Origin of the sequence: Hymenobacter pini, from assembly GCF_020421205.1 — a bacterium.
In the GTDB taxonomy this organism is placed as follows: Bacteria; Bacteroidota; Bacteroidia; order Cytophagales; family Hymenobacteraceae; genus Hymenobacter; species Hymenobacter pini.
The window spans coordinates 895377-915517 of the sequence record NZ_JAIZZH010000002.1 but is presented as its reverse complement, the minus strand read 5'-3'; the positions used below and the strand labels follow the sequence as shown (position 1 = coordinate 915517).

Annotated in this window: 25 protein-coding genes; 9 read left to right on the top strand and 16 right to left on the bottom strand. The window is 58.6% G+C overall.

What is annotated here, in order from left to right:
* Positions 1-58: 58 nt before the first annotated feature.
* The 3 genes from LF252_RS10535 to LF252_RS10525 are packed head-to-tail and all read right to left on the bottom strand — an operon-like array spanning position 59 to position 1741.
* A complete protein-coding gene (locus LF252_RS10535; protein ID WP_226269541.1) occupies positions 59-769 on the bottom strand; it encodes a metallophosphoesterase in 711 nt (236 codons plus the stop codon).
* Positions 741-1277: a hypothetical protein gene (locus LF252_RS10530; RefSeq protein ID WP_226269540.1), complete on the bottom strand. Its 537-nt coding sequence runs from the start codon at positions 1275-1277 to the stop codon at positions 741-743. The genes LF252_RS10535 and LF252_RS10530 overlap by 29 nt, the downstream gene beginning before the upstream one ends.
* A complete protein-coding gene (locus LF252_RS10525) occupies positions 1274-1741 on the bottom strand; it encodes a hypothetical protein (protein WP_226269539.1) in 468 nt (155 codons plus the stop codon). Before LF252_RS10525 ends, LF252_RS10530 begins: the two co-directional genes overlap by 4 nt.
* 469 nt (positions 1742-2210) lie before the next feature.
* Here LF252_RS10525 and LF252_RS10520 point away from each other — a divergent pair, with 469 nt between their 5' ends.
* The 3 genes from LF252_RS10520 (at position 2211) to LF252_RS10510 (ending at position 6557) form a co-directional block, all read left to right on the top strand.
* Positions 2211-3557: a type IX secretion system plug protein gene (locus LF252_RS10520; RefSeq protein WP_226269538.1), complete on the top strand. Its 1347-nt coding sequence runs from the start codon at positions 2211-2213 to the stop codon at positions 3555-3557.
* 160 nt (positions 3558-3717) lie between these two features.
* The gene (locus LF252_RS10515) at positions 3718-5016 is read left to right on the top strand and encodes a cation:proton antiporter (protein WP_226269537.1); all 1299 of its coding nucleotides are present in this window, start codon (positions 3718-3720) and stop codon (positions 5014-5016) included.
* Positions 5017-5111: 95 nt separating this feature from the next.
* Complete coding sequence (locus tag LF252_RS10510; RefSeq protein WP_226269536.1) at positions 5112-6557, top strand: M48 family metalloprotease; 1446 nt, start codon at positions 5112-5114, stop codon at positions 6555-6557.
* Positions 6558-6581: 24 nt separating this feature from the next.
* Here the strand turns inward: LF252_RS10510 and LF252_RS10505 are convergent, their stop codons facing one another.
* The 4 genes from LF252_RS10505 to LF252_RS10490 form a co-directional block, all read right to left on the bottom strand.
* Positions 6582-7037 carry a hypothetical protein gene (locus LF252_RS10505; RefSeq protein WP_226269535.1) on the bottom strand — a complete coding sequence of 152 codons (456 nt, stop codon included), beginning with the start codon at positions 7035-7037 and terminating at the stop codon, positions 6582-6584.
* Between the two features lie 80 nt (positions 7038-7117).
* Positions 7118-7327, bottom strand: coding sequence for an alkylphosphonate utilization protein (locus LF252_RS10500; RefSeq protein ID WP_226269534.1), 210 nt, complete (start codon positions 7325-7327; stop codon positions 7118-7120).
* A gap of 24 nt (positions 7328-7351) precedes the next feature.
* Positions 7352-8452, bottom strand: a complete 1101-nt coding sequence (gene ychF, locus LF252_RS10495; RefSeq protein ID WP_226269533.1) for a redox-regulated ATPase YchF — start codon at positions 8450-8452, stop codon at positions 7352-7354.
* 235 nt (positions 8453-8687) lie between these two features.
* Positions 8688-9029, bottom strand: a complete 342-nt coding sequence (locus LF252_RS10490; RefSeq protein ID WP_226269532.1) for a DUF3276 family protein — start codon at positions 9027-9029, stop codon at positions 8688-8690.
* Between the two features lie 336 nt (positions 9030-9365).
* On the opposite strand from LF252_RS10490, the gene LF252_RS10485 reads away from it, so the two are divergent.
* Positions 9366-10289: a DUF58 domain-containing protein gene (locus LF252_RS10485; protein ID WP_226269531.1), complete on the top strand. Its 924-nt coding sequence runs from the start codon at positions 9366-9368 to the stop codon at positions 10287-10289.
* A 41-nt stretch (positions 10290-10330) separates the two neighbouring features.
* Positions 10331-10549, top strand: coding sequence for a FixH family protein (locus LF252_RS10480; protein ID WP_226269530.1), 219 nt, complete (start codon positions 10331-10333; stop codon positions 10547-10549).
* Positions 10550-10690: 141 nt separating this feature from the next.
* Here the strand turns inward: LF252_RS10480 and LF252_RS10475 are convergent, their stop codons facing one another.
* The 4 genes from LF252_RS10475 to LF252_RS10460 all read right to left on the bottom strand — a co-directional run bounded on the left by LF252_RS10475 (position 10691) and on the right by LF252_RS10460 (position 14504).
* Positions 10691-11323, bottom strand: a complete 633-nt coding sequence (locus LF252_RS10475) for a DNA-3-methyladenine glycosylase family protein (RefSeq protein ID WP_226269529.1) — start codon at positions 11321-11323, stop codon at positions 10691-10693.
* A gap of 26 nt (positions 11324-11349) precedes the next feature.
* Positions 11350-12009 carry a metallophosphoesterase family protein gene (locus tag LF252_RS10470; RefSeq protein WP_226269528.1) on the bottom strand — a complete coding sequence of 220 codons (660 nt, stop codon included), beginning with the start codon at positions 12007-12009 and terminating at the stop codon, positions 11350-11352.
* 28 nt (positions 12010-12037) lie between these two features.
* Positions 12038-13303, bottom strand: a complete 1266-nt coding sequence (locus LF252_RS10465) for a cation:proton antiporter (RefSeq protein WP_226269527.1) — start codon at positions 13301-13303, stop codon at positions 12038-12040.
* 175 nt (positions 13304-13478) lie between these two features.
* Positions 13479-14504, bottom strand: a complete 1026-nt coding sequence (locus LF252_RS10460; RefSeq protein ID WP_226269526.1) for a threonine aldolase family protein — start codon at positions 14502-14504, stop codon at positions 13479-13481.
* 100 nt (positions 14505-14604) lie between these two features.
* On the opposite strand from LF252_RS10460, the gene LF252_RS10455 reads away from it, so the two are divergent.
* Positions 14605-14775, top strand: coding sequence for a hypothetical protein (locus LF252_RS10455; RefSeq protein ID WP_226269525.1), 171 nt, complete (start codon positions 14605-14607; stop codon positions 14773-14775).
* Positions 14776-14867: 92 nt separating this feature from the next.
* On the opposite strand, the gene LF252_RS10450 is transcribed toward LF252_RS10455, so the two are convergent.
* Entirely contained in the window at positions 14868-15362 is a 495-nt protein-coding gene (locus LF252_RS10450; protein ID WP_226269524.1) for a metallophosphoesterase family protein, read from the bottom strand.
* A gap of 182 nt (positions 15363-15544) precedes the next feature.
* On the opposite strand from LF252_RS10450, the gene LF252_RS10445 reads away from it, so the two are divergent.
* Both LF252_RS10445 and LF252_RS10440 read left to right on the top strand, forming a co-directional pair.
* Positions 15545-16237, top strand: coding sequence for an NUDIX hydrolase (locus LF252_RS10445; RefSeq protein WP_226269523.1), 693 nt, complete (start codon positions 15545-15547; stop codon positions 16235-16237).
* Positions 16238-16277: 40 nt separating this feature from the next.
* Positions 16278-16760 (top strand): hypothetical protein, encoded by a 483-nt coding sequence (locus tag LF252_RS10440; RefSeq protein ID WP_226269522.1) that lies wholly within the window; start codon positions 16278-16280, stop codon positions 16758-16760.
* 82 nt (positions 16761-16842) lie between these two features.
* Here LF252_RS10440 and coaD read toward each other — a convergent pair whose 3' ends face one another.
* From coaD to LF252_RS10420, 4 genes are all read right to left on the bottom strand, one after another.
* Positions 16843-17310 carry a pantetheine-phosphate adenylyltransferase gene (gene coaD / locus LF252_RS10435; RefSeq protein WP_226269521.1) on the bottom strand — a complete coding sequence of 156 codons (468 nt, stop codon included), beginning with the start codon at positions 17308-17310 and terminating at the stop codon, positions 16843-16845.
* 98 nt (positions 17311-17408) lie between these two features.
* A complete protein-coding gene (locus tag LF252_RS10430; protein ID WP_226269520.1) occupies positions 17409-18290 on the bottom strand; it encodes a DUF3822 family protein in 882 nt (293 codons plus the stop codon).
* A gap of 84 nt (positions 18291-18374) precedes the next feature.
* Positions 18375-18881, bottom strand: a complete 507-nt coding sequence (locus LF252_RS10425) for an NUDIX domain-containing protein (protein WP_226269519.1) — start codon at positions 18879-18881, stop codon at positions 18375-18377.
* Between the two features lie 57 nt (positions 18882-18938).
* Positions 18939-19547, bottom strand: coding sequence for a DUF4126 domain-containing protein (locus LF252_RS10420; RefSeq protein ID WP_226269518.1), 609 nt, complete (start codon positions 19545-19547; stop codon positions 18939-18941).
* Positions 19548-19677: 130 nt separating this feature from the next.
* Between LF252_RS10420 and LF252_RS10415 the strand changes: the two genes are divergently transcribed.
* Positions 19678-20097, top strand: a complete 420-nt coding sequence (locus LF252_RS10415) for a PaaI family thioesterase (protein ID WP_226269517.1) — start codon at positions 19678-19680, stop codon at positions 20095-20097.
* Positions 20098-20141: the final 44 nt, after the last annotated feature.

Genomic DNA, 20141 nt, shown 5'->3' with positions numbered 1-20141 from the left:
ATAAGCGTGAGAGGGTTTAACTGCTTGCCGGATAGGTTCTGACTGAGGGCTGATTGATTTAGGCCTGGCGCCTGACGGTCACGAAAACCACGTCCTTCCGGCAGTTGTACCGTATCGGCAGCGTATCGCCCAAGCCTTTGCTGATGAGGTAGAGGCAGTGGCCGATCGTCGTTTTTAGCATATTCCATCGGTAGAAGAGTCGGCCAGGGAACAGGCCCTTGGCAGATTGCCAAAACACAAACTGGCTGCCGTGTAAGTGGCCGGCAAATACCAGGTCGGGCAGATAGCGCACCGTGTTGATGTCAAGGGGCTTGTGCAGGCACAGAATGTGAATATCCACACCGCTAGTCTGCACAGCATCGGGGCTGGATGAAATCCGGACCCGATGACCATCGAGCGTTATATCAGTTGCCGTATCCGTCAGCCATACCACGTTGTTGCGTTCGATCAGTGGCCTCAGCCGCTCCACGCCAAAGAACACATCATGATTTCCTGCCACCGCGAAGACAAACTCCCGGTTAGCTAAGAACTCCAGGAACCGGGTAAAATGCCGGAGGCCTTGCGCGCAATCCACGTAGTCGCCGCCTAATAGCAGGATGCGCGGGTTTAGGCGGATGATAGTCTGTTCGAGCTTGCGGATGGTGGGGCCGCTCCAACGCGTCAGGTGCAGGTCGGAGAGGTAGAGCACGGTGAAGTTGGGCCCGTTGGCAGTCAGGTAGGTTTCTGCCCGCACCTCGAAGTCATGATTGTACCCTATCTCTAACTTCATGCTTATACCAGAGAATAATTGATAAGCAGCCGATATGCCAGCGGCGCCACGGATTGCGAAGTTTGAGCAGTCCTGACAACATGTAAACGGCTATGACCAATACCCACAGCAGGGCTCTGTCGAAACCGATTCGGTAAGTTTGTCTGACGCTGGTGTGCAGCGGGTTTTTGACTTGGTCAAGTAACAAGGGAAACAGAAACAGGAAGTGAACTTCAACCGCGTAAAAGGCCAGTACCGCCAGCGGCACCAGCAACCAATGCAGCTTCGCGAGGAGGACGCCAGCAGTCAGGAAGGCAAGTAAGCTACTGGCGTATTTTAAGTAGCCGTAGTACCTGTAATCGGTAGCAGCATCAAACACCGGGGCAGCTTCCAGCTCATTTTCGTGTAGCTTCCTGAACATCCAGTGGGCACCCGTGGCAAAAAGGTTGCCGCGGAAAACCGGCTGTACTTGCCCAGGCCGTTCGTTGAACTGCCTTTCGCTTTCTTGAAGTAAGCGCCAGACCGTCATCGGCAGAAGATGAAATGAAACCACGCCAGCCAGGCAATGCCGTTCCCAAATACCAGCATCCGGTGGTAAGTGGTTTCCAGTGGACCGCAACGCTTGATGTGAAAAACGAACTCATCGTAGCTGATAGCTACTACGGTGTAAATCAGCACCAGCAGGATAGGAATCAGCCAGATGGCGGGCCTCGGATGCATCATGGCCAGCCACATTAGCCCGAACATGGGTACGCCGCCCAGTCCCAGCGCCGCCGCTTCGGCATCCCGTTCTTTCTTCGGAATTTTCAGGTTGAGCGGGTTGCGGTGGTAGCGCCAGTCCAGCACGCCGCCGGCCGTGGCAACCACCCCCGCAATACCCATCAGGAGAAATTGCCACGGCAGGTAAGGCAGCTCCCGGGTGAGCCCCAGCTTGTCGTTGCCCTGAAATACCAGCAATAAGAGTCCAAACAGAACAGGCGGAACAAAAAGCAAGACTAGGGAGACGTAGGTTCGATAGGGCTTAAGGGAGAGCATTCTTTAAGAGATTACGCGGATTTGGGAGTGATATGGGCGTTGGATATCCGGCGAAGGCGCAGTTGGGGTTTGTGTTTAACGGCGGGTTTAGCTTCTTTAAAAAGAACTTTGTTTTTCAAAGTAAATGTGTTTTTGTGTAACTGCCAAGCGGATTATTGAAAAACAGACGTTGACCGGCGCAACGCATTATCCACGGTTATGGTAGCTACCGAAGGCAAAGTGTAGATTGTTGGCTGTTGCCTCTCATAGTGGTAGTGAATTCAGAAATCAACAAAAACTGCGTCCCTGCATCTGCGCGGTAGGTGGCAACCCGGCATCAAGCCGGAACATAGTAGTGCCACGGCGCTGAGTAGAGAAGAGCAGCAGATTTCGGCTGTTTACCGTCCAACGAAACATGAAGCCAATGCTTCCCGCTACATTCGCCCTTATGCCTCGTTACTCTCCGCTTCTGTTGCTGCTGGCTACGGCCTGCGTGCCGCTGGGTACGCCCATCACCGACCCCAACGCCGCCCGCCGGCCCGCTACCTCCACGCCCGGCCAGCGCCCCACCGAGTACTACGCCGATAAAACCCTGCGCCCCGAGGACGCCATCTACGACCCCAACGTGCAGACGGTGCAGTGCTACGTGCCCACCGGCCAAGCCAACGAGGTGTTCAACCCGCCCGTAGTGCCGCTGAGCCAGGGACAGCCGCCGGTGCTGGAGTTCGACGTGCTGGGCGGGCAGGGGCAGCGCCTCACGGCCAAGCTCCTGCACTGCGACCTGAACTGGCAGCCCTCCATGCTCACCGACATGCAGTTTCTGTCGGAAATCAACGAGCAGAATATCACCAACTACCGGGCTTCCATCAACACCAAGGTGCCGTATTTCCATTACCAGGTACAAATGCCGCGGGTGAAGCTCTCCGGTAACTACCTGTGGGTGGTGCAGGGACCGGGCGGCACGCCTTTGCTCAGCCGCCGGGTGCTGGTATATGAGGAAGGTACCCTGCAGATTGCCATGAAGCAGGGAATTCCGGTGGCAGGGCAGGAGCGCTACACGCTGCAGCAGGTTGATTTCGGAATTCGCTACAACATGAACATCGTGAATCCGGCCCAGGAGGTGAAGGTGGTGCTGCGCCAGAATTTCCGTTGGGACAACGCCCATTACAACCTGCGCCCCACCTTCGTGCGCGACGCCGAGCAGCAGTTGGATTACCAGTATTTCAACTTCGAAAACGCCTTCCCGGGCCTCAGTGAGTTCCGGTTCTTCGACCTGCGCACCTTCCGCTCCCTAGGCATTGGGGTGGCGCGCATTGATGCCGAAGCCTCGCCCCGCACCGCCGTACTACAGCCCGAAACTACGCGCGACGGTCAGCGCTACTCGCAGTACGACGACATCAACGGGCAGCGCGTGATTGAAAGCCGCGAATACGGCAATGGCGACACGTACGGCGAGTACCTGGACGTGACCTTCCAGCTTCGCAGTGAGCAGCCCGCTCCCGGCCCCGTGTACGTGCTGGGTGCCCTCACCGACTGGAAGCTCAAGGACGAATATAAGCTCACCTATGACGCTCAAAACCAGCTATACACCGGCCACGCTCTGCTGAAGCAGGGCTACTACAACTACCTCTACGCCACCCAAACCACTCAAGGGCCCAATAGCGTGCTGTGGGAAGGTAGTCACCAAGAAACCGAAAATCAGTACGATCTGCTGGTGTACTACCGTCCGCCCGGCACCCGCACGGATTTGCTTATCGGCTACCAGCGCTTGGATATGAACCAGCGCCAGCCCTAGCCACACGCCATGTAGTTTATACAGGGCCATCATGTCGCAGAGAGCTGCGCATGATGGCTTTTTCGCGTATCAGCGGCTAAACGTAGCTCAACAGTAAGATATCCGTGGTTCCTTAGGCTGCGTACTAAGAAGCTGTTCTTCTCCCAAACTACCTCACACCATGATGCATTACAACCTGATTCTGGTGGTGTTGGGCGTGGCTATTCTGGCAGTGGCCTGGCTGCCCTCCCTGCTCAAAAAATACCCGTTGTCGTATCCCATTCTGTTTATTGTGCTGGGGATGCTGGTATTTGGGTTGCCGCTGGGTTTACCAAACCCGGACCCGTTGGAAAACCCCACCGCTACCATGCACCTCACCGAAATCTGCGTGACGGTGGCCCTGACGGGTACGGGGTTGAAAATTGACCGCAAGTTTTCCCTGTGGCGGTGGCGCGCCCCGTTGCAGCTGGTGCTGGTGCTCATGGTCATCACCATCGGCATTTTCAGCGTGGTGAGTTGGAAGCTGGGCGGGCTGCCGCTGGCCTCGGCGGTGCTGCTGGCCGCTACCTTGGCCCCCACCGACCCCGTACTGGCCGGCGACGTGCAGGTGGGCAAGCCCGGGGAGGGGCGGGAGGATAATGTGCGATTTGCCCTCACCGGCGAGGCTGGCCTCAACGATGGGCTGGCCTTCCCGTTTGTGCACTTGGCACTGGTGCTGCTGGCAGCCACGTCGGTGCACATTGAGCCGGAACTGCAGCACTGGGCCGTGTTTGATGTACTATACCGCACAGGGATGGGCGTGCTGGCGGGGTGGCTGGCCGGCAAGGTGCTGTCGTTTCTGATTTTTGACCTGCCGCGCCGTGTTAGTATTAATCCCGAGGCCTATGGCTTTGTGGCCCTGGCCGTCACGCTCACGGCCTACGGGCTTACTGAGCTGCTGCACGGCTACGGGTTTCTGGCCGTGTTTGTGGCCTCCGTTACGCTCCGTACCCACGAGCGGAGCCACGAGTACCACACCGAGATGCACGAATTCACCGATCAGCTGGAGCGCCTGCTGATTGTGGTCATTCTGATTCTGTTTGGCGGAGCGCTGGTGCGGGGGCTGTTGGCACCCCTTACCTGGCAGGGAGCTGCGCTGGGGCTGTTTTTACTGCTGATACTGCGGCCCCTGGGCGGTATCCTTACGCTGGGCCGCAGCCGCGTTACCTGGCCCGAGCGGCTGGTTATTTCGTTTTTCGGCATTCGGGGCATCGGGTCGTTTTTTTACCTGGGCTATGCCTTCCACGAAGCGCATTTCGCCGATGCCCGACTGATATGGGCCATTACCGGCTTCACGGTTATTACCTCGGTGGTGATGCACGGCGTGCTGGCCACCCCCGTAATGGATTGGCTGGATCGGAAGCACGGGCGGCCCACCACGGCCGAGTTGGAGGAACAGCAGCAGTTGCAGGAAGCCGCTGCGGAGCAACCGCAGCGGTAAAAGGCAAGCCGGAAAGCGGGCGGTTGTAACCTTTTCACGGAGCAGGTTCGTTGCAGGCCTGTATCTCCCTCCATTAGTCTCTCACTATTCCCGCCATGCAACTTCTCGTTTCCTCCATGCTCGGCGCCGGCACCGCGCTGGCACTGTTACTGCCGCTCCCCAATACCCCGTCCGCTGCTCCGGCCCGCCCGGTGCTACCCGTGCAGGGCGCCCAGCCCGACCCGCAGGTAATTGCTCAGTTTGGCTTGCTCGATAACGCCAAGCTCCAAAGCTACATCGACCAAAAGGGCATGCAGATGGGCCGCGTATCCGACCGGCCCGCCGATGTAAAAGGCTTCACCATCGTCGATTCGCCCATTATCAACGCCTTTGCTACGCCCGATGGGCACGTGTATTTCACGCGGGGGATTCTGGCGTATTTCAATGACGAGGCGCAGTTCTCGGGTGTGCTGGGCCACGAAATAGGGCACATTACGGCCCGCCACGGCCAGAAACAGCAGACGCGCTCCACCATTGCCGGCATCGGTATGATTCTGGGCTCGGTGCTGGCCCCGCGCGTGATGCAGTCGGTAGGCGGGGTGGTGCAGCAGGGCGTAGGCCTGGGCCTGCTCAAATACGGCCGCGACGCTGAAAACGAGGCCGACGTGCTGGGTGTAAAATACTCCAGCAAAATCGGCTACGACCCGGCCCACATGGCCGACTTCTTCCTGACGCTGCAGCGCACCGAGCAGCAAAGCGGCGCGGCGGGCCTGCCTACGTTCCTGAGCACTCACCCCAACTCCGCCGACCGGTACCAGCGCGTGAAAAAGCTGGCCGTTACGGCCGAGCAGCAGGCCGGCCGCCAGCTGTCCGTGAATCGTGACCAATACCTGCGCCTCATCGACGGGCTGCCCTACGGCGACAACCCCCGGGAAGGCTACGTGGAGAATGGCTATTTCTACCACCCCGACCTGAAATTTCAATTCCCGATTCCGCAGGGCTGGCAGAGCCAGAACTCGCCCAGCCAGTTCCAAATGGCCGAGCCCAACGGGAAAGCCGCCATTATCCTGCTGCCCGGCGGCAATAAGGGCCTCGAAGAAACCGCTCAGGCCCTGGCGCAGCAGCTTAACCTGCAGAGCCCCCAAGCCCAGAAAACCACCATCAACGGCTTCCCGGCCATTGCCATACAGGGCGACCAAGTGGGACAGGATCAGCAAACCGGTCAGCAGGGCATTACCGCCCGCACGCTCTCCTACCTCATTCAGGATGGCCAGAGCATCTACGCCTTCGTAGGGCTCACCTCACCGTCGGCCTTCGATACCTACGCCCCGCAGTTCCAGCGCACGGCCCAGGGCTACAAGCGCCTCACCGATGCCACTAAGCTCAACAAGCAGCCTGAACGGGTCCGCATCCGCACCGCCAAAGCCGGCCAAACGCTGGCCTCGGCCCTGGCCGCCAATGGCATCTCCAGTAAGCGTTACGAGGAGCTAGCCATCCTCAACGGCATGAAAACCACCGACAAGCTCACGAGCGGTCAGCTGTTTAAAGTGGTAGGGAAGTAGAGTGTAAATTGCTGTAAAAGACAGTTAAAAAGCTCCGAATAATACATCGGTTGCTCCGGCTTTCTTATGATGAATAAGACTTTCAATAATAGCATCAAGATCTTCTATTATTTGTCCTGACTTGAAATAATCTGCCCACATGCCATATTGAAAGGGCTTCGCCTGGTAGGTGACTTCCTTGAGCATGTTCGGTTGACTTTGCACCTTTTCGGCAAAAGTCTTAACAAGAGTCAGCAGTTCATCTACGTTTTGTTTAATAATTTCTTCTTCCTGAGATTCTCCTTCAAGATTATCCAGATAGGTTAGCTTAACCAAAGGATGTAGGTCAAGTCCTAAGTAGTTTCCAACACTTATAATCACGGACTTTTCCCCGAATAAATCATAGCTGGCGACGAAGTTGTAATATGATCTATTTATGAAGACGCCACTGTCTTCATATTCTGAATTAATTGCCCTGAGAACAGTCACGTTGAACCCCATAATCAAGTGTATATAACAAAACGCCCCGGCCGAACATTCGACCGGGGCGCTTAAGGTACTACGCAACTGCAGATGCGGCGCTAGGCTTTCTTTACAAACTCGGTTTTGATGACGAGCATGCTGCCACCAGCCCGGCCTTCAATTTCGGCGGGAGAGTTGGTAAGACGAATGTTCTTCACCACAGTGCCCCGCTTCAGAGCCTGCGACATGCCTTTCACCTTGAGGTCTTTGGTGATGGTTACCGAGTCACCTTCCGTGAGCAGGTTGCCGTTGCTGTCTTTTACGTCCATGAGTAGGGGAGTAAGAAGGCGAGGTTACACGTTGAAGCGGAAGTGCATGATGTCGCCGTCCTGCACCACGTATTCCTTGCCTTCCACGGCCATTTTGCCGGCTTCCTTGATTTTGGCTTCCGAGCGGTACTGCTCGTAGTCGGCCAGCTTAATCACCTCAGCCCGGATAAAGCCTTTTTCGAAGTCGGAGTGGATAACGCCGGCGGCAGCGGGAGCTTTGTCGCCGCGGTGTACCGTCCAGGCCCGCACTTCCTTCACACCGGCGGTGAAGTAGGTAATCAGGTTCAGCAACTCGTAGGAAGCGCGGATGAGCTTGTTCAGGCCCGATTCGGTGAGGCCGTACTCGCCCAGGAACATAGCCTTTTCCTCGGGGTCTTCCATCTCGGCAATCTGTGACTCAATGGCAGCCGACACAATCACCACCTGGGCGTTTTCCGATTTCACGTGCTCACGCAGGGCTTCTACGTAGGCGTTGCCGTCCGTCGGGATGCTGGCCTCGTCCACGTTGGCCACGTAAATTACGGGCTTGATGGTGAGCAGCTGCAGGTCGGCTACGGCTTCTTTCTCTTCGTCAGTCGCGTCGAGGGAGCGGGCGTTGTGGCCGGCTTCTAGGTGTTGTTTGTAGCGGGTGAGGGCAGCTACTTCCTTTTTAGCGGCAGCGTCGCCGCTTTTGGCCGAGCGCTCCGACTTCTGCAGCTTCTTGTCAACGCTTTCCAGGTCTTTGAGCTGCAATTCCGTGTCAATTACGTCCTTGTCGAACACGGGGTCGACGCCGCCAGCCACGTGCACAATGTTGGGGTCGTCGAAGCAGCGGACCACGTGAATGATGGCGTCCACCTCGCGGATGTTGGCCAGGAACTTGTTGCCCAGGCCTTCGCCCTTTGAAGCACCCTTCACCAGACCGGCAATGTCCACGAACTCAATGATGGTGGGCACCACGCGCTCCGGCTTCACAATTTCTTCCAGAATGGTGAGGCGCGGGTCGGGCACGGTAATTACGCCCACGTTCGGCTCGATGGTGCAGAACGGGTAGTTGGCCGACTCGGCCTTGGCATTAGAAAGAGCGTTGAAAAGCGTGGATTTGCCCACATTGGGCAGGCCCACGATACCGCAGCGGAGACCCATATAACGGTGATTGAGTGAGGTAGTAAGATGGTGAGCTGCCCCAAGGGGGCAATTCGTGGCGCAAAGGTACGGGGCTTTTTCGGGGAAAGCACGGTGTACTAGCGCAACGCGCAACTGTGGTAGCTCCGAACGCACGACGGCGCGCCGGGCCGAAGCCGGGCGCGCCGTGCGGTGGGGAAGTGCAAGAAAGCAGAAGTATGTAAAACGTGTTTCGGTAGACTTCCGGGGTTAGGGGTTAATAATTGTCATCGGCGCGGTTGAAGTTGTTTTCCCGCTCTTCGTAGGCGGGGCGGGGGCGGTCCAGCTCGGCCACTTCTTCGGGCGTCAGCAGCTCCTCGCGCACGTAATCCACGGCGTCCTGCAGGGCATCCACAAACTTGAGGAAGTCTTCTTTGTACAGGAAAATCTTGTGCTTCTCGTAGGAGAAGGTATCGTCGTCGCGCAGGCGACGTTTGCTCTCTGTGATGGTCAGATAATAGTCCTGGCCACGGGTAGCTTTCACGTCGAAAAAATACGTGCGCTTGCCCGCTTTAATGCGCTGGGAGTAAATTTCTTCCTGGTCGTGACGGTCTTCCACAGTTCCTTCTGGTAAAGTTTTGTTATTCCAAGATGCGTTAAGTTCAGCGCAAAATAGGTGATTTAAGGATGATATAAAAATTTGAAGGACTGTATTTTCCTATTCCGGGACGAAGGCCGAAATAGTGTAGCGAATGCCTGTTTTAAGTCAAGATCTAAGCAATATATGGGACTGTAAGGGATGGTATTTAGGGGAGATTATATATACTGGATGATAGATAGTGATTTTTGAATAAATAGGAAAAAGCAGGTGCGCTTGATATTGAAGCAAGCTCCACCGTACTGGCCCGGCTGTATTTCCGTTGTATCTTGGAGAAGATATTTGCCTTCCCCTCGTATGCCCCAACCCCTAGATCTGGCTGCTGTCCGCTCGTTTGAAAACCTGGAGTTCCTGGCCCGACAACTGGTGGAAGGCTTTATTACGGGGCTGCACCAGTCGCCGTACCACGGGTTTTCGGTGGAGTTTTCGGAGCACCGCCTCTACAACCCCGGCGAGAGCACCCGCCACCTCGACTGGAAGGTGCTGGCCCGCACCGATAAGCTGTTTGTGAAGCGCTACGAGGAGGAAACCAACCTGCGCTGCCACCTGCTACTGGATGTGAGCCCCAGCATGTACTATCCGGCCCCCAGCCACGATAAGCTGCGGTTTTCGGTGCTGTGCGCGGCGGCCATAGCCACGCTGCTGCAAAAGCAGCGCGACGCAGTAGGCCTCGTTACGTTTGCTGAGCAGGTAGAGCTGCAAACGCCGGTACGCTCCACCAGTACCCACCGCCACACGCTGCTGCTCACCATGCAGCAGCTACTGGAGCGGCCCGCGCCCCCGCAGCAGGCCCGTACCAATGTAGCCGGCGTCATTCATACCATTGCCCAGCAAATCCCGAAACGCTCGTTGGTGGTGCTGTTTTCGGACATGCTGGGCCGCGGCCCGCAGGAGCAGACCGAAGCCTTGGCGGCCCTGCAGCACCTGCGCCACCAGCACCACGAAGTGCTGCTGTTTCACGTGATGGACCGGGCCACCGAAGCCAATTTCGAGTTTCAGGACCGGCCTTATTTATTTGAGGACTTGGAAACGGGCCAGACGGTGAAGCTGCAGCCCAGCCAGGTGCGGGAGCAGTACCAGGCCACCATGCGCCAGTACGAGCAGGAGCTGGCTCTGCGCTGCGGCCAATACAAAATCGACTTTGTGCCGGTTGATATCCGGGAGCCGTTCGACCGGGTGCTGTACGCCTACTTAGTGAAGCGGGGCAAAGTGCGCGGGTAGGCTACCTTCGTGCCGCCGCACCGGCTCTTGCGGCGTTCCGTTTGTATTTCGTTGTTTTCAGTATGCAGCTGGCCGATATTCTTTTTCCCGTTCTGTTAATCTGCCCACTGTCGGCCCTCATTACCGTGTACATTGCTCACATGTACGGGCGGCGGTTTTGGCCGTGGCTGCTGTTCGGGTTTTTCGTGCCTTTGCTGTCCACGTTCATTGCCATCGGCTTGGCCATGCGCGACGCCCGCCGCAACGGCGACGGTATATGAAAATCCTGTTGTCATCCTGAGCATTCCGCGAATCAAGCGGCGACGAAGGACCTCATCCCGTTAACATGAATCGTTCAAACGGGATAAGGTCCTTCGTCGCCGCTTGATTCGCGGAATGCTCAGGATGACAGTGAATTGCTTTTACTCCACCGTAGGGGAGTTGTCCAACGACTGCCAGAGGTACTTGCTGGCGAGGCTGCGGTAGGGGCGCCAGGGCTCGGCCAGCTCCGTTATGCGGCGCAGCAGGGCCCGGCCGGTTGCCTCTAGCCCGTAGTGGCGGCGCATGGCGTTCTGAATGCCCAGGTCGCCCTCCGGAAACACATCAGGCTGGTCCAGCGGGAACATTTGGAGCATCTGAGCGGTCCAGCGACCCACGCCTTTTATCTGAGTGAGGTGGCGGGTAAACTCGTCGTCGGTGAGCTGGCTGAGGTGGGCGTGGTCGAGCTGGTCGCGCTGGGCAAAATCGGCAATGGCCCGCAGATAGCCCGCTTTCTGCCGCGAAATACCTGCCGCGCGCAAGTCCTCATCCGTGAGCAACAGTAGGGCGGCCGGCTCGGGGTAGCCATCAGGCGGAAACAGGGCCTGCACCTTGCGCCAGATTGAAGCAGCGGCTTTCGTAGAAATCTGCTGCCCCACTATGGCCCGCAGTAGCGCCAGATACAGGTCCTCGTGGGTAGCAGGCTGAATGGGCCGGCCCTGGGCAATCAGCCGGGCCAATACCGGGTCGGCGGCCGCTAAGTGGCGGAGGGCTGCGGAATCAGGAGAATTGGACATACAGGTAGGCAAAAGAGAGAAATAGGCTACAGCGGCGCAATATCCAGCCGGGAGGTGGGCACCGGAAACTCAGCTAGCAGTTCACCGGTGGGCGAGAGGCGCACCGCCGTCAGGTACAGGCCCATGTAAGCGCCCGTATCAATGTACAGCGCGTCAGAAGCAGCATCGTACGTGGTCAACCCGTTGGGGGTAGGCGTGTGGCCCACCACCTGCCGCCGGCCTATGGAGTGCAGCGGCCCGCGCCGCCACAGCACGCTCTGCGGGTTTTCGGGGTCAAGCGGAGTGGGTGTGTCGGCCAAGCCGGCGTGGCTCACCACTACCTGTTGGTTTTCCCACAGCAAGGGCCGCTGCTGCAGCCATGCCAGATGCTCGCGCAGCAGCTCGGGGCGTCCCTGGTACTGCTGCACCGTGGCCCGGCCGCCCCATTCTAGCCACGGCGGATTGGGGCCCTGCGGCCCGAAATGCTTCAGCATTTCCTGCTCGTGGTTGCCCCGCAGAAATACAGTGCGGCCGGGGTGGGCGGCCTCCAACTCCTGCGCCAACTGCACACACTCCGGCGCGAAGCGGCCCCGGTCTACCAGGTCGCCTACTTGAATCAGCAACTCATCGGCGGGCTGCCACTGCAGCAGCACTTCCCGCAGCGTGTGGTAGCAGCCGTGCACATCCCCAACAACAAACAGATTCATGGGCTTCAGGCAATAAGCAGCACGCAGATTAGTGGGAGTCGGCAGTAGAGGCAGGCTGGCTCAGGCCCAGGCGCTTCACTAAAGGGCCAATGGTAAGTCCCTGCACGATTATACTGAAAACTACTACCACATAGGTAATGCCCACCAGCAGGTCGCGGGGCATGGTGTCGGGCAGAGAAAGCGCCAGGGCCACCGAAATGCCCCCGCGCAGTCCACCCCAGGTGAGCACGCGCAAGGTAGGGCGGTCGAACCGGTAGTAGCGCCGCAGAATGCTCAAAGGCAACCCCACCGAAACCAAGCGGGCCAGTAGTGTAATCACAATGGCCAGCGCCCCGCCCAGCAGAATGGTGCGGGAGAAGTCCAGCACCAGCATTTCCAGCCCAATAAGCACGAACAGCACGGCGTTCAGAATCTCATCCAGAATTTCCCAAAACTTGTCCAGGTATTCGCGAGTGATGTCTGACATGCCCTCGGCCCGGCCCCGGTGCCCCACAATCAGCCCGGCCACTACAATAGCCAAAGGGCCTGAAGTATGCAGGGCCGCAGCCAGCGCCGTGCCGCCCATTACCAAGGCCAGAGTAATCAGCACTTCCACCTGATAGTGGTCGATGGTGCGTAGGGCCCAGAAGGCGGCGTACCCCAGCGCCAGCCCCAGCCCAATACCGCCCACGGCCTCCCGTAAAAACAACTCACCGATAACGGCCGGAGTGGCCCGTTCTGCCCCAAACACGGCAATCTGAAACAGGCTGACGAACACCACTACCGCAATGCCGTCGTTGAACAAGGATTCGCCTACAATTCTAATCTCCAGCATTTTGCTGATGCGCGCCTCCTTCAAGATGCCTAGTACCGCAATTGGGTCGGTGGGGGAGATAAGGGCCCCGAATAGCAGACAGTAGATAAAATCGAGGTGCAGCCCCAGCAGCGGCAGGGCCGCATACACCGCCAGCGCTACCAGGCCAGTCGAAAGCAATGTGCCCACGGTGGCCAAGGCCGCCACCGCGCCCTGCTCCCGGCCCAAGGCCCGCACATCCACGTGAATGGCACCCGCAAACAGCAAAAAGCTCAGCATCACCTGCATCAGCACCGTGTGAAAGTCGATGCCGGCAATCAGGCGGCTGGCGGTGAGCACCCAGGGTACGCCCAACTGGCCCAATAACAGGGCCAACAAGGAAGATACCAAGGCCAGCACCATCAGCCCAATAGTGGTAGGCAGCCGCAAAAACCGGAAATTCAGGTAGCCAAACAGGGCCGCCAGCACCAGTAGCAAGGAAAGCGTATTGTATAGCTCCATTCTGGCAAGGAAATAGGGAAAGCCGGGTTTGCAGCACCAGCAAGCGAACCGGTCGGGGGCCGGCTTCTTGGAACAAGGTCAGACTATGCCCTACAGGCTACCCGGTTGAAGCTAGACGCAAAACCCCACCGCAGCGTTGGCCACGATGGGGTTTAAACGCCGGGTAAAGCCAACATTACAGTGCGCTCAACGCTGCCTCCACGCGGGCTACCATAGCGTCATCCACATCCAGGTGCGTAACGAAGCGGATCATCTGGGGGCCAAAGGAAGATGCCTTGATGCCGTGCTGCTCCAGGTGAGCCAGGAATTGCTCGGCAGGAGTGGCATCGTGCAGCCGGAAAATCACCAGGTTGGTTTCCACGGGCAGTACTTCGGCCACGTAGGGCTGCGCGGCCAGGGCCGTGCCCAACCGCTGGGCCCGGCGGTGGTCATCAGCCAACCGCTCCACGTTGTGGTGCAGGGCATACAGGCCCGCCGCCGCCAGGTAGCCCGCCTGCCGCATTCCGCCCCCCATCACCTTCCGGATGCGCTTGGTTTTCTGAATAAATGCCCGGCTGCCCAGCAATACCGAGCCTACGGGCGCGCCCAAACCCTTACTCAGGCACACCGAAATAGTGTCGAAGAGGCGGCCGTACTCGCGGGCATCCTGGCCGGTGGCTACCAAGGCATTGAATACTCGGGCTCCATCCAGGTGCAGTGGAATACGGTGGCGCTGGGCTACTTCGGCAATGGCGGCTATTTCAGCTAGCTCGTAGCAACTGCCGCCGCCACGGTTGTGGGTATTTTCCAGGCTGATGAGGCTGGTGGTGGGGTAATGCACGTTCACGGGCCGAATAGCCGCCTCTACCTGCGCGGCCGTGAGGCGGCCCCGGTTACCGGGCAGCAGCGCCACCGAGGCCCCCGAGTGAAACGCAATACCGCCTACTTCCCACAGGTAAATGTGCGAGGTCTGCTCGCAGATAACCTCGCTCAGTGGCTCGGTGTGGGCCTTAATGGCAATCTGGTTGGTCATGGTGCCGCTGGGGCAGAATAGGCCGGCTTCCTGCCCAAACCGGTCGGCGGCTTCCTGCTCCAGGGCCTGCACGGTAGGGTCTTCCTCGTACACGTCGTCGCCCACGCGGGCCTGAAACATGGCCTCCAGCATGGCCAGGGTGGGGCGCGTTACGGTATCGGAGCGAAGGTCAATTATTGAGTGAGTCATAGAGTTTGGAAAGGGAAAGGCGGGAAAGGTTTCCCGATTTCAAATTTAGTCGTTACTTTTGCCCCTCGTTTACAGAAAGACTTTAACCGACCCGGAAAAAATGAGCACTACCCGTCTGAAGCGGAAGCACCGCAAGAACATTGCCCGCGCCAACAACAAGCAGCGCATCATCAAGCAACTGCTCCTCACCCCCGTTCTGAAAAACGTGGACCTCGATGAGCTGAAGTCGCGCTTCACCAAGAGCGAAGCTAAAACGGAGGCTGCTGCCTAAGCACACTTCCTGCTGACTTGCCCGTCCCGGTGTCGGTGGGTCCTAAGTCAGAAACTTCCAAACGCCTTTCCTATCCCCAGGAAAGGCGTTTTTTATTTCGGCCCCAGCTCCACCGCCTGCAGATTCTGCACGCGGCCGTCGGCCACCTCAAAGCGCAGCAGGGTGCGCACCTTATGGAAGCCGTGGCGGCCGGCCGCGCCGGGGTTGAGATGCAGCAGGCCTAAGCGCGGGTCGGGCACTACCTTCAGGATGTGAGAATGGCCGCTGATGAACAAACCCGGCCGCTGCTCCTGCACTAGAGCGCGCCCGGCGGGGCTGTAATGGCCCGGGTAGCCCCCAATGTGCGTCATGAGCACGTGTAGGCCTTCCAGCTCAAAGTCCTGCACCAGCGGCTGAGTGAGGCGCACGTCGCGGCCGTCAACGTTGCCGTACACGCCCCGCAATGGGGCCACGGTTTCCAGTGTCTCAATTACCTCAGCCGTGCCAAAGTCGCCGGCATGCCAGATTTCGTCGCAGCCGCGCAGGTGATGCAGAATCCGCTCATCGAGGTAGCTATGGGTATCGGAAAGCAAACCGATTTTTTTCATTCGGTGAAGGTAGGGGAGATGGATGATTGGTAAACCCGGCGGCAATCATTCGTCATTCCACAACTGAACCACGTACATCCCGTATCTTGCCCGGCCCCCGGTGCTTTGGTTTCCGGGGAAATATGCTGTGTTTTGCAGCAACCCGCCTGTAGTCCCGTTTTGCCCCTCCAGATTACCCCGCGATGAACGTTTTCATCAACGATATTCCGCTGATTATTAAGAAGAACAGCGAAAAGATTTACAAGCACAAGTACGACCTGATTCTGAATCCGGAGGACGAGTTTATCTCCAAGGATTTGGTGGGCGACGTGCTGGTGCGCGACGTGACAGACGTGTTTGTGGACCGGCTGTTGCGCCTGATGGAGGTAAAAAAACTCAAAAAACTCACGTCGCTCACGCTGCTGGCCCGCAAAAAAAAGCGGCTCATCCTGCACCTCAAAGACCAGTTTAAGATTGTGAAAGCCGCTGGCGGCCTCGTGGTGAAGGACGGGCAGGTGCTGATGATTTACCGCTTGGGTAAGTGGGATTTGCCGAAGGGCAAGCTCAAGAAAGAGGAAGACCCGGCCCTGGGTGCCCTGCGCGAAGTGGAAGAGGAGTGCAACATTCAGGTAGAGCTAGGCGACAAACTGCCCAGCACCTGGCACTCTTACGCCTACAACGGCAACAAAATTCTGAAAAAAACGAACTGGTATATCATGCGCTGCCTCGATGACACGCTCATGAAGCCCCAGGCCGAAGAATATATCGAGGAAGTGCGCTGGATGTCGCCGCAGGAGGCCCTTAAGGTGCTCGATGAGTCGTACGCCAGCATTGCCCTGGTAGTGCGGCACTACCTGCGCGAAATTGCCGGGCAGGCCCCGGCTAATCAGGAATAGGTACTTTTTTCAGTTTTTCAGCTTTTCAGCTTCTCCGTCTATGCGCCAGCTTCAGTACGCCATTGCTTTGTTATTGCTATCTGGGTTGGCCGCGTGTAGCGGTTCACAATCGGTATCCGAGTCGTCGGTGCCGGCTACGGGCAGTGCCGCCGCAGCCCGCACCGCTGCCATAGACCTGCCGGAACTGGTGGGCCGTAACATCGACCAGGTACGCCGGACGCTGGGCCCGCCCCGCGAAACCAAAACGCAGAAGTTTGGGCTGGAGCCAACCGCCGAGCAAATGAAGAGCACGCGCGGGGAAGACTGGATTAATACGTTTGAGCGCAACGGTACTACCATTGTGGCCACATTCAACGCCCGCACCCGCAAAGTGCGCGACCTGATGGTAATAGGCACGGACGAAGACGAGCTGCTGCGCAACGCCAACCTGAGCCTGACCGCTCCCAATTACATGGTGCTGCCCGTGGCTGACCCCCAGAACGACCGCGCCATTGTGGGTATGCGGGTAGTAGCCCGGAAATAACACGGTTCTTCACGCGCAAGCCCCGCGTTTCTGTCACCTCATTGGCTGGCGGAAACGCGGGGCTTGCGCGTGAAATGCTGGTTTACTGCTGCGCTGGAGCTGGCAAGGCAAATGGTACGAAGTCATCCACGTTGCCGCCAAAGCGGTGGATTTCGCGGATGATGGTGCTGCTGATGGCGGCCAACGCGGGCGACGTAATCAAAAACACCGTTTCCAACTCCGGGTTTACGTGGCGGTTAGCCTGGGCAATGGTGTTTTCGTACTCAAAATCGGTGGTATTGCGCAGGCCACGCAGCAGGAATTTGGCCCCTACTTCGCGGGCAAAATCGGCGGTGAGGCCTTTGTATGCTTGCACCGAAACCCGGGGCTCATCCTGAAACACCTGCTCAATCATGTGCACCATCTGCTCCACAGGCAGGTAGCGCTGCTTGCTGCTGTTGTTGCCAATGGCAATAATTACTTGGTCGAACAACGCGGTACCGCGCCGCACCACATCCAAATGGCCGTTGGTGAAGGGGTCGAAGGAGCCAGGGAACAAGGCAACGCGCATAGGCCAGGGGCTATAGGAGAATACTGTAGGGGGCTGAACTGATAACAGAAAGCAGGCTGAAAAAACTGGCGTTCATTTCAACCTGCTTTCATTCCTGGCTATTCACACAGGTGCAAAGCATACAGCTCAAAATACCGGTATTCGAACAGGTCGTTGAGGCGGTAGCTGTAACTTAAATCAAAAGGGCGGTTGCCGAAGCGCAGGTTACGGATGTACTTGCGCAGGATGGTAAACAGCTCTGAGTCGTGCATCAAGTCACCCCACACCATCACCAGGTCCTGGTCGGGGTTGAGCTGCAGCTCCTGCATCACCAGAATAGTGTAGTAAATCAGGTCTTCGGGCGTACTGAAAGGGAATACGTTCAGAAATTCCGGCTGCTTACCCCGCAGGGCCAAGATAGTGACTTCCTGGTGGCCGATGCTCAGGTAGATGCGGCGGCCGGCACCCTGCTCGCTTTGGTGCGCAACACCTTCCAGCAGCGCGCTGGTATGATGCACGAGGCGGCCGGCGGGGTACTGACGCTCAAACCAGGAGGTAAGGCGCGCATCGGCGGCAAACAAACTGCTGATATCGAGGCCGGCGTGGGTGTAGTAGTGCACCGATTCGTGCTGGGGGCTGAAGGCGTGGTGCAGCTTTAGATAGGCCGTTTCGTCGCCGGGCCGGAACAGCGGCGCCGGCAGCAGCGTGAAGGCGCGGTTCTGCACGGCCAGTCGCACGCGGTTCCAGCCCGTAATGCCTAGCAGGTCGTGGTCGGCGCTGAGGGCTTGCAGCTGCTGAGCCAGGGTTACTCCGGCTTCGGGCGCGGCGTATTCATCCAGAGCCACAAACTTGTTCCGACGGGCATCGGCCACGCCCAGGCGCAGGCCGGCCGTGCCGGCAGTGAGGTAAAGGTTGTAGGCAGCGGGAGTATCCAGGTCCAGTGTTTCGTCGCGCAGGCGGTGCAAAGCAGCCGGGGGCATCGGGACAGTAGCAGTGGACATAGGCAGCAGGCGGGCAAACAGAAGATGAAAGTGCGGAGCAGCAGCACCGCTGCCATTCCGGCCGCTAAAGGTACAAAAGCCTGCCTACTGAAACCGTACCTGCGGAATGAACACGTCGTCGGGGCTGATAATATCCCGCAAAACCGGGTGCACCTGCGTAGGCAGCAGCTGGCCTAGCTGCCGGGGCGTCACAAACTCTACGTGGGTGAGCAGCTGCGCATCGGGGCCGTGTTCCGGGTCGTGGCCCAGGCGGGGAACCGCGCCGGAATTCAGGGGCTCCACGGCAAAAAACAGCTCCAGCGCCTGCAAGCCAGGGCTGCTGAACTCGTGCAGGTGTAAAAAGCGGCCCACCTGCACCTGCACCCCGGTTTCTTCCTGAAACTCCCGGGCCAGGCATTGCTGCAGGGTTTCGCCGAACTGCCACCCCCCACCCGGCGGCGACCAGAACGGCAAATTATTGGGCAATAGCCCCCGATGAGCCGTGAGCAGCAGCGCATCATTCTGCACCAGCAAGCCGCACACCCGCACCCGGGCCACGCCCGTGTAGGCTTGCAGCAACGAATCGGGGGCAGGCGTACTGGAAAGGGGCATACGAGGCATGAATTGAAGGCCCAAAGCTACGAGCTTCCGCCTAAACGCACATTCGCCTCACATAGTACGCAGGCTGGCCAGGTGGGCAGCCCGGAGTGCGGCCCGGCGCCGCCGCCAGCGCCGCAGGCGGCTCAGCACCCATACAATCAGTACCACGGCCCCGGCGGCCACTGCCAGCGGCATCAGCAGCCCCAGCACCGTGCCTACAATGGCCAGCAGGTTTTCCAGGGTAGCCAGCACCGGGTTGCCCAGGCCCGCCGTGGTAACCGTGGAGCCGGCCCGTAGCAGGGTAGTGCCCGTTTGGATGATACCGGCAGCTCCGCCTCCCACCAGAATGCCCAAGCCCCAGCGCAGCATCGGCGGCAAATCGGGGAGAGCCGACGTCATCAGGATGGCCCCGGCTATTACCGAGGCTGGCCCGGTTATCGTGTCCAGCACATGGTCAACCACCGGAATGTAATACCCCAGAATTTCGGCCACCGTGGCCGTGCCCAGGGCGGCTACGGCGGGCCAGCTACCCAACCAGGCAAACCCCGGAGCCGGCGCGAGGTAGCCGGTACGGTACGCCAGGGAGGCCGCCAGCAAGGGCACAAAAACCCGAAAACCGCTGCAGGCGGCCAGCGCCAGCCCCAGGGCACCGGCCAGCAAAAAATCGAGGTGTGGCATTAGTGAAAATGGGAGAAGGTGGGGTAGACGTCAGACGCTGAGAAGGTAAAGAATTTTAGGATAGGCCCGGCGTTCTGCCGGCTGCCAGACCGGTGCGCGGCTGGCTTCGGGGCTCTACCTTTGCGGCCCTATGACAACTGACTCCCTGGAAACCCGCATCCGCCGCAAGCTTACCCGTCAGCATTTCATGCACCACATCGGGGCCGACCTGACCCTGATTGAGAAAGGACGGGTAGAAGCGGAGCTGACTTTGCAGCAGCAGCATACCCAGCACGTGGGTTTTGCGCACGGTGGGTTAGTAGCCACTATGGCCGACCTGGTAGCCGGCTTTGCCGCCGTAACGCTGGTACCCGAAGGAACCGGCGTGGTAACCGCCGAGCTAAAAACCAGCTACCTGCACCCCGGCATTGGGCAGCGCCTGCGGGCCGTAGGCTGGGTGCTGAAAGCGGGCCGCCGCCTGCATTTCTGCGAAGCCGAAGTATGGTGCGATGAGCTGCTGATTGCCAAGGCTACCGCCACCATGGCCGTAGTGGAGCCGTCGGCAAGCTGAACAGTGGGGCAGTGTCGGATTATGCCAAATAATTCTGACCTTCG

What these genes read in the sequence shown, in the direction of transcription:
- LF252_RS10535 (WP_226269541.1), bottom strand. Translation starts at nt 769, where the DNA reads ATGAAGTTAGAGATAGGGTACAATCATGACTTCGAGGTGCGGGCAGAA.
- LF252_RS10530 (WP_226269540.1), bottom strand. Translation starts at nt 1,277, where the DNA reads ATGACGGTCTGGCGCTTACTTCAAGAAAGCGAAAGGCAGTTCAACGAA.
- LF252_RS10520 (WP_226269538.1), top strand. Translation starts at nt 2,211, where the DNA reads ATGCCTCGTTACTCTCCGCTTCTGTTGCTGCTGGCTACGGCCTGCGTG.
- LF252_RS10515 (WP_226269537.1), top strand. Translation starts at nt 3,718, where the DNA reads ATGATGCATTACAACCTGATTCTGGTGGTGTTGGGCGTGGCTATTCTG.
- LF252_RS10510 (WP_226269536.1), top strand. Translation starts at nt 5,112, where the DNA reads ATGCAACTTCTCGTTTCCTCCATGCTCGGCGCCGGCACCGCGCTGGCA.
- LF252_RS10505 (WP_226269535.1), bottom strand. Translation starts at nt 7,037, where the DNA reads ATGGGGTTCAACGTGACTGTTCTCAGGGCAATTAATTCAGAATATGAA.
- LF252_RS10500 (WP_226269534.1), bottom strand. Translation starts at nt 7,327, where the DNA reads ATGGACGTAAAAGACAGCAACGGCAACCTGCTCACGGAAGGTGACTCG.
- ychF (WP_226269533.1), bottom strand. Translation starts at nt 8,452, where the DNA reads ATGGGTCTCCGCTGCGGTATCGTGGGCCTGCCCAATGTGGGCAAATCC.
- LF252_RS10485 (WP_226269531.1), top strand. Translation starts at nt 9,366, where the DNA reads ATGCCCCAACCCCTAGATCTGGCTGCTGTCCGCTCGTTTGAAAACCTG.
- LF252_RS10475 (WP_226269529.1), bottom strand. Translation starts at nt 11,323, where the DNA reads ATGTCCAATTCTCCTGATTCCGCAGCCCTCCGCCACTTAGCGGCCGCC.
- LF252_RS10470 (WP_226269528.1), bottom strand. Translation starts at nt 12,009, where the DNA reads ATGAATCTGTTTGTTGTTGGGGATGTGCACGGCTGCTACCACACGCTG.
- LF252_RS10465 (WP_226269527.1), bottom strand. Translation starts at nt 13,303, where the DNA reads ATGGAGCTATACAATACGCTTTCCTTGCTACTGGTGCTGGCGGCCCTG.
- LF252_RS10460 (WP_226269526.1), bottom strand. Translation starts at nt 14,504, where the DNA reads ATGACTCACTCAATAATTGACCTTCGCTCCGATACCGTAACGCGCCCC.
- LF252_RS10455 (WP_226269525.1), top strand. Translation starts at nt 14,605, where the DNA reads ATGAGCACTACCCGTCTGAAGCGGAAGCACCGCAAGAACATTGCCCGC.
- LF252_RS10450 (WP_226269524.1), bottom strand. Translation starts at nt 15,362, where the DNA reads ATGAAAAAAATCGGTTTGCTTTCCGATACCCATAGCTACCTCGATGAG.
- LF252_RS10445 (WP_226269523.1), top strand. Translation starts at nt 15,545, where the DNA reads ATGAACGTTTTCATCAACGATATTCCGCTGATTATTAAGAAGAACAGC.
- LF252_RS10440 (WP_226269522.1), top strand. Translation starts at nt 16,278, where the DNA reads ATGCGCCAGCTTCAGTACGCCATTGCTTTGTTATTGCTATCTGGGTTG.
- coaD (WP_226269521.1), bottom strand. Translation starts at nt 17,310, where the DNA reads ATGCGCGTTGCCTTGTTCCCTGGCTCCTTCGACCCCTTCACCAACGGC.
- LF252_RS10430 (WP_226269520.1), bottom strand. Translation starts at nt 18,290, where the DNA reads ATGTCCACTGCTACTGTCCCGATGCCCCCGGCTGCTTTGCACCGCCTG.
- LF252_RS10425 (WP_226269519.1), bottom strand. Translation starts at nt 18,881, where the DNA reads ATGCCCCTTTCCAGTACGCCTGCCCCCGATTCGTTGCTGCAAGCCTAC.
- LF252_RS10420 (WP_226269518.1), bottom strand. Translation starts at nt 19,547, where the DNA reads ATGCCACACCTCGATTTTTTGCTGGCCGGTGCCCTGGGGCTGGCGCTG.
- LF252_RS10415 (WP_226269517.1), top strand. Translation starts at nt 19,678, where the DNA reads ATGACAACTGACTCCCTGGAAACCCGCATCCGCCGCAAGCTTACCCGT.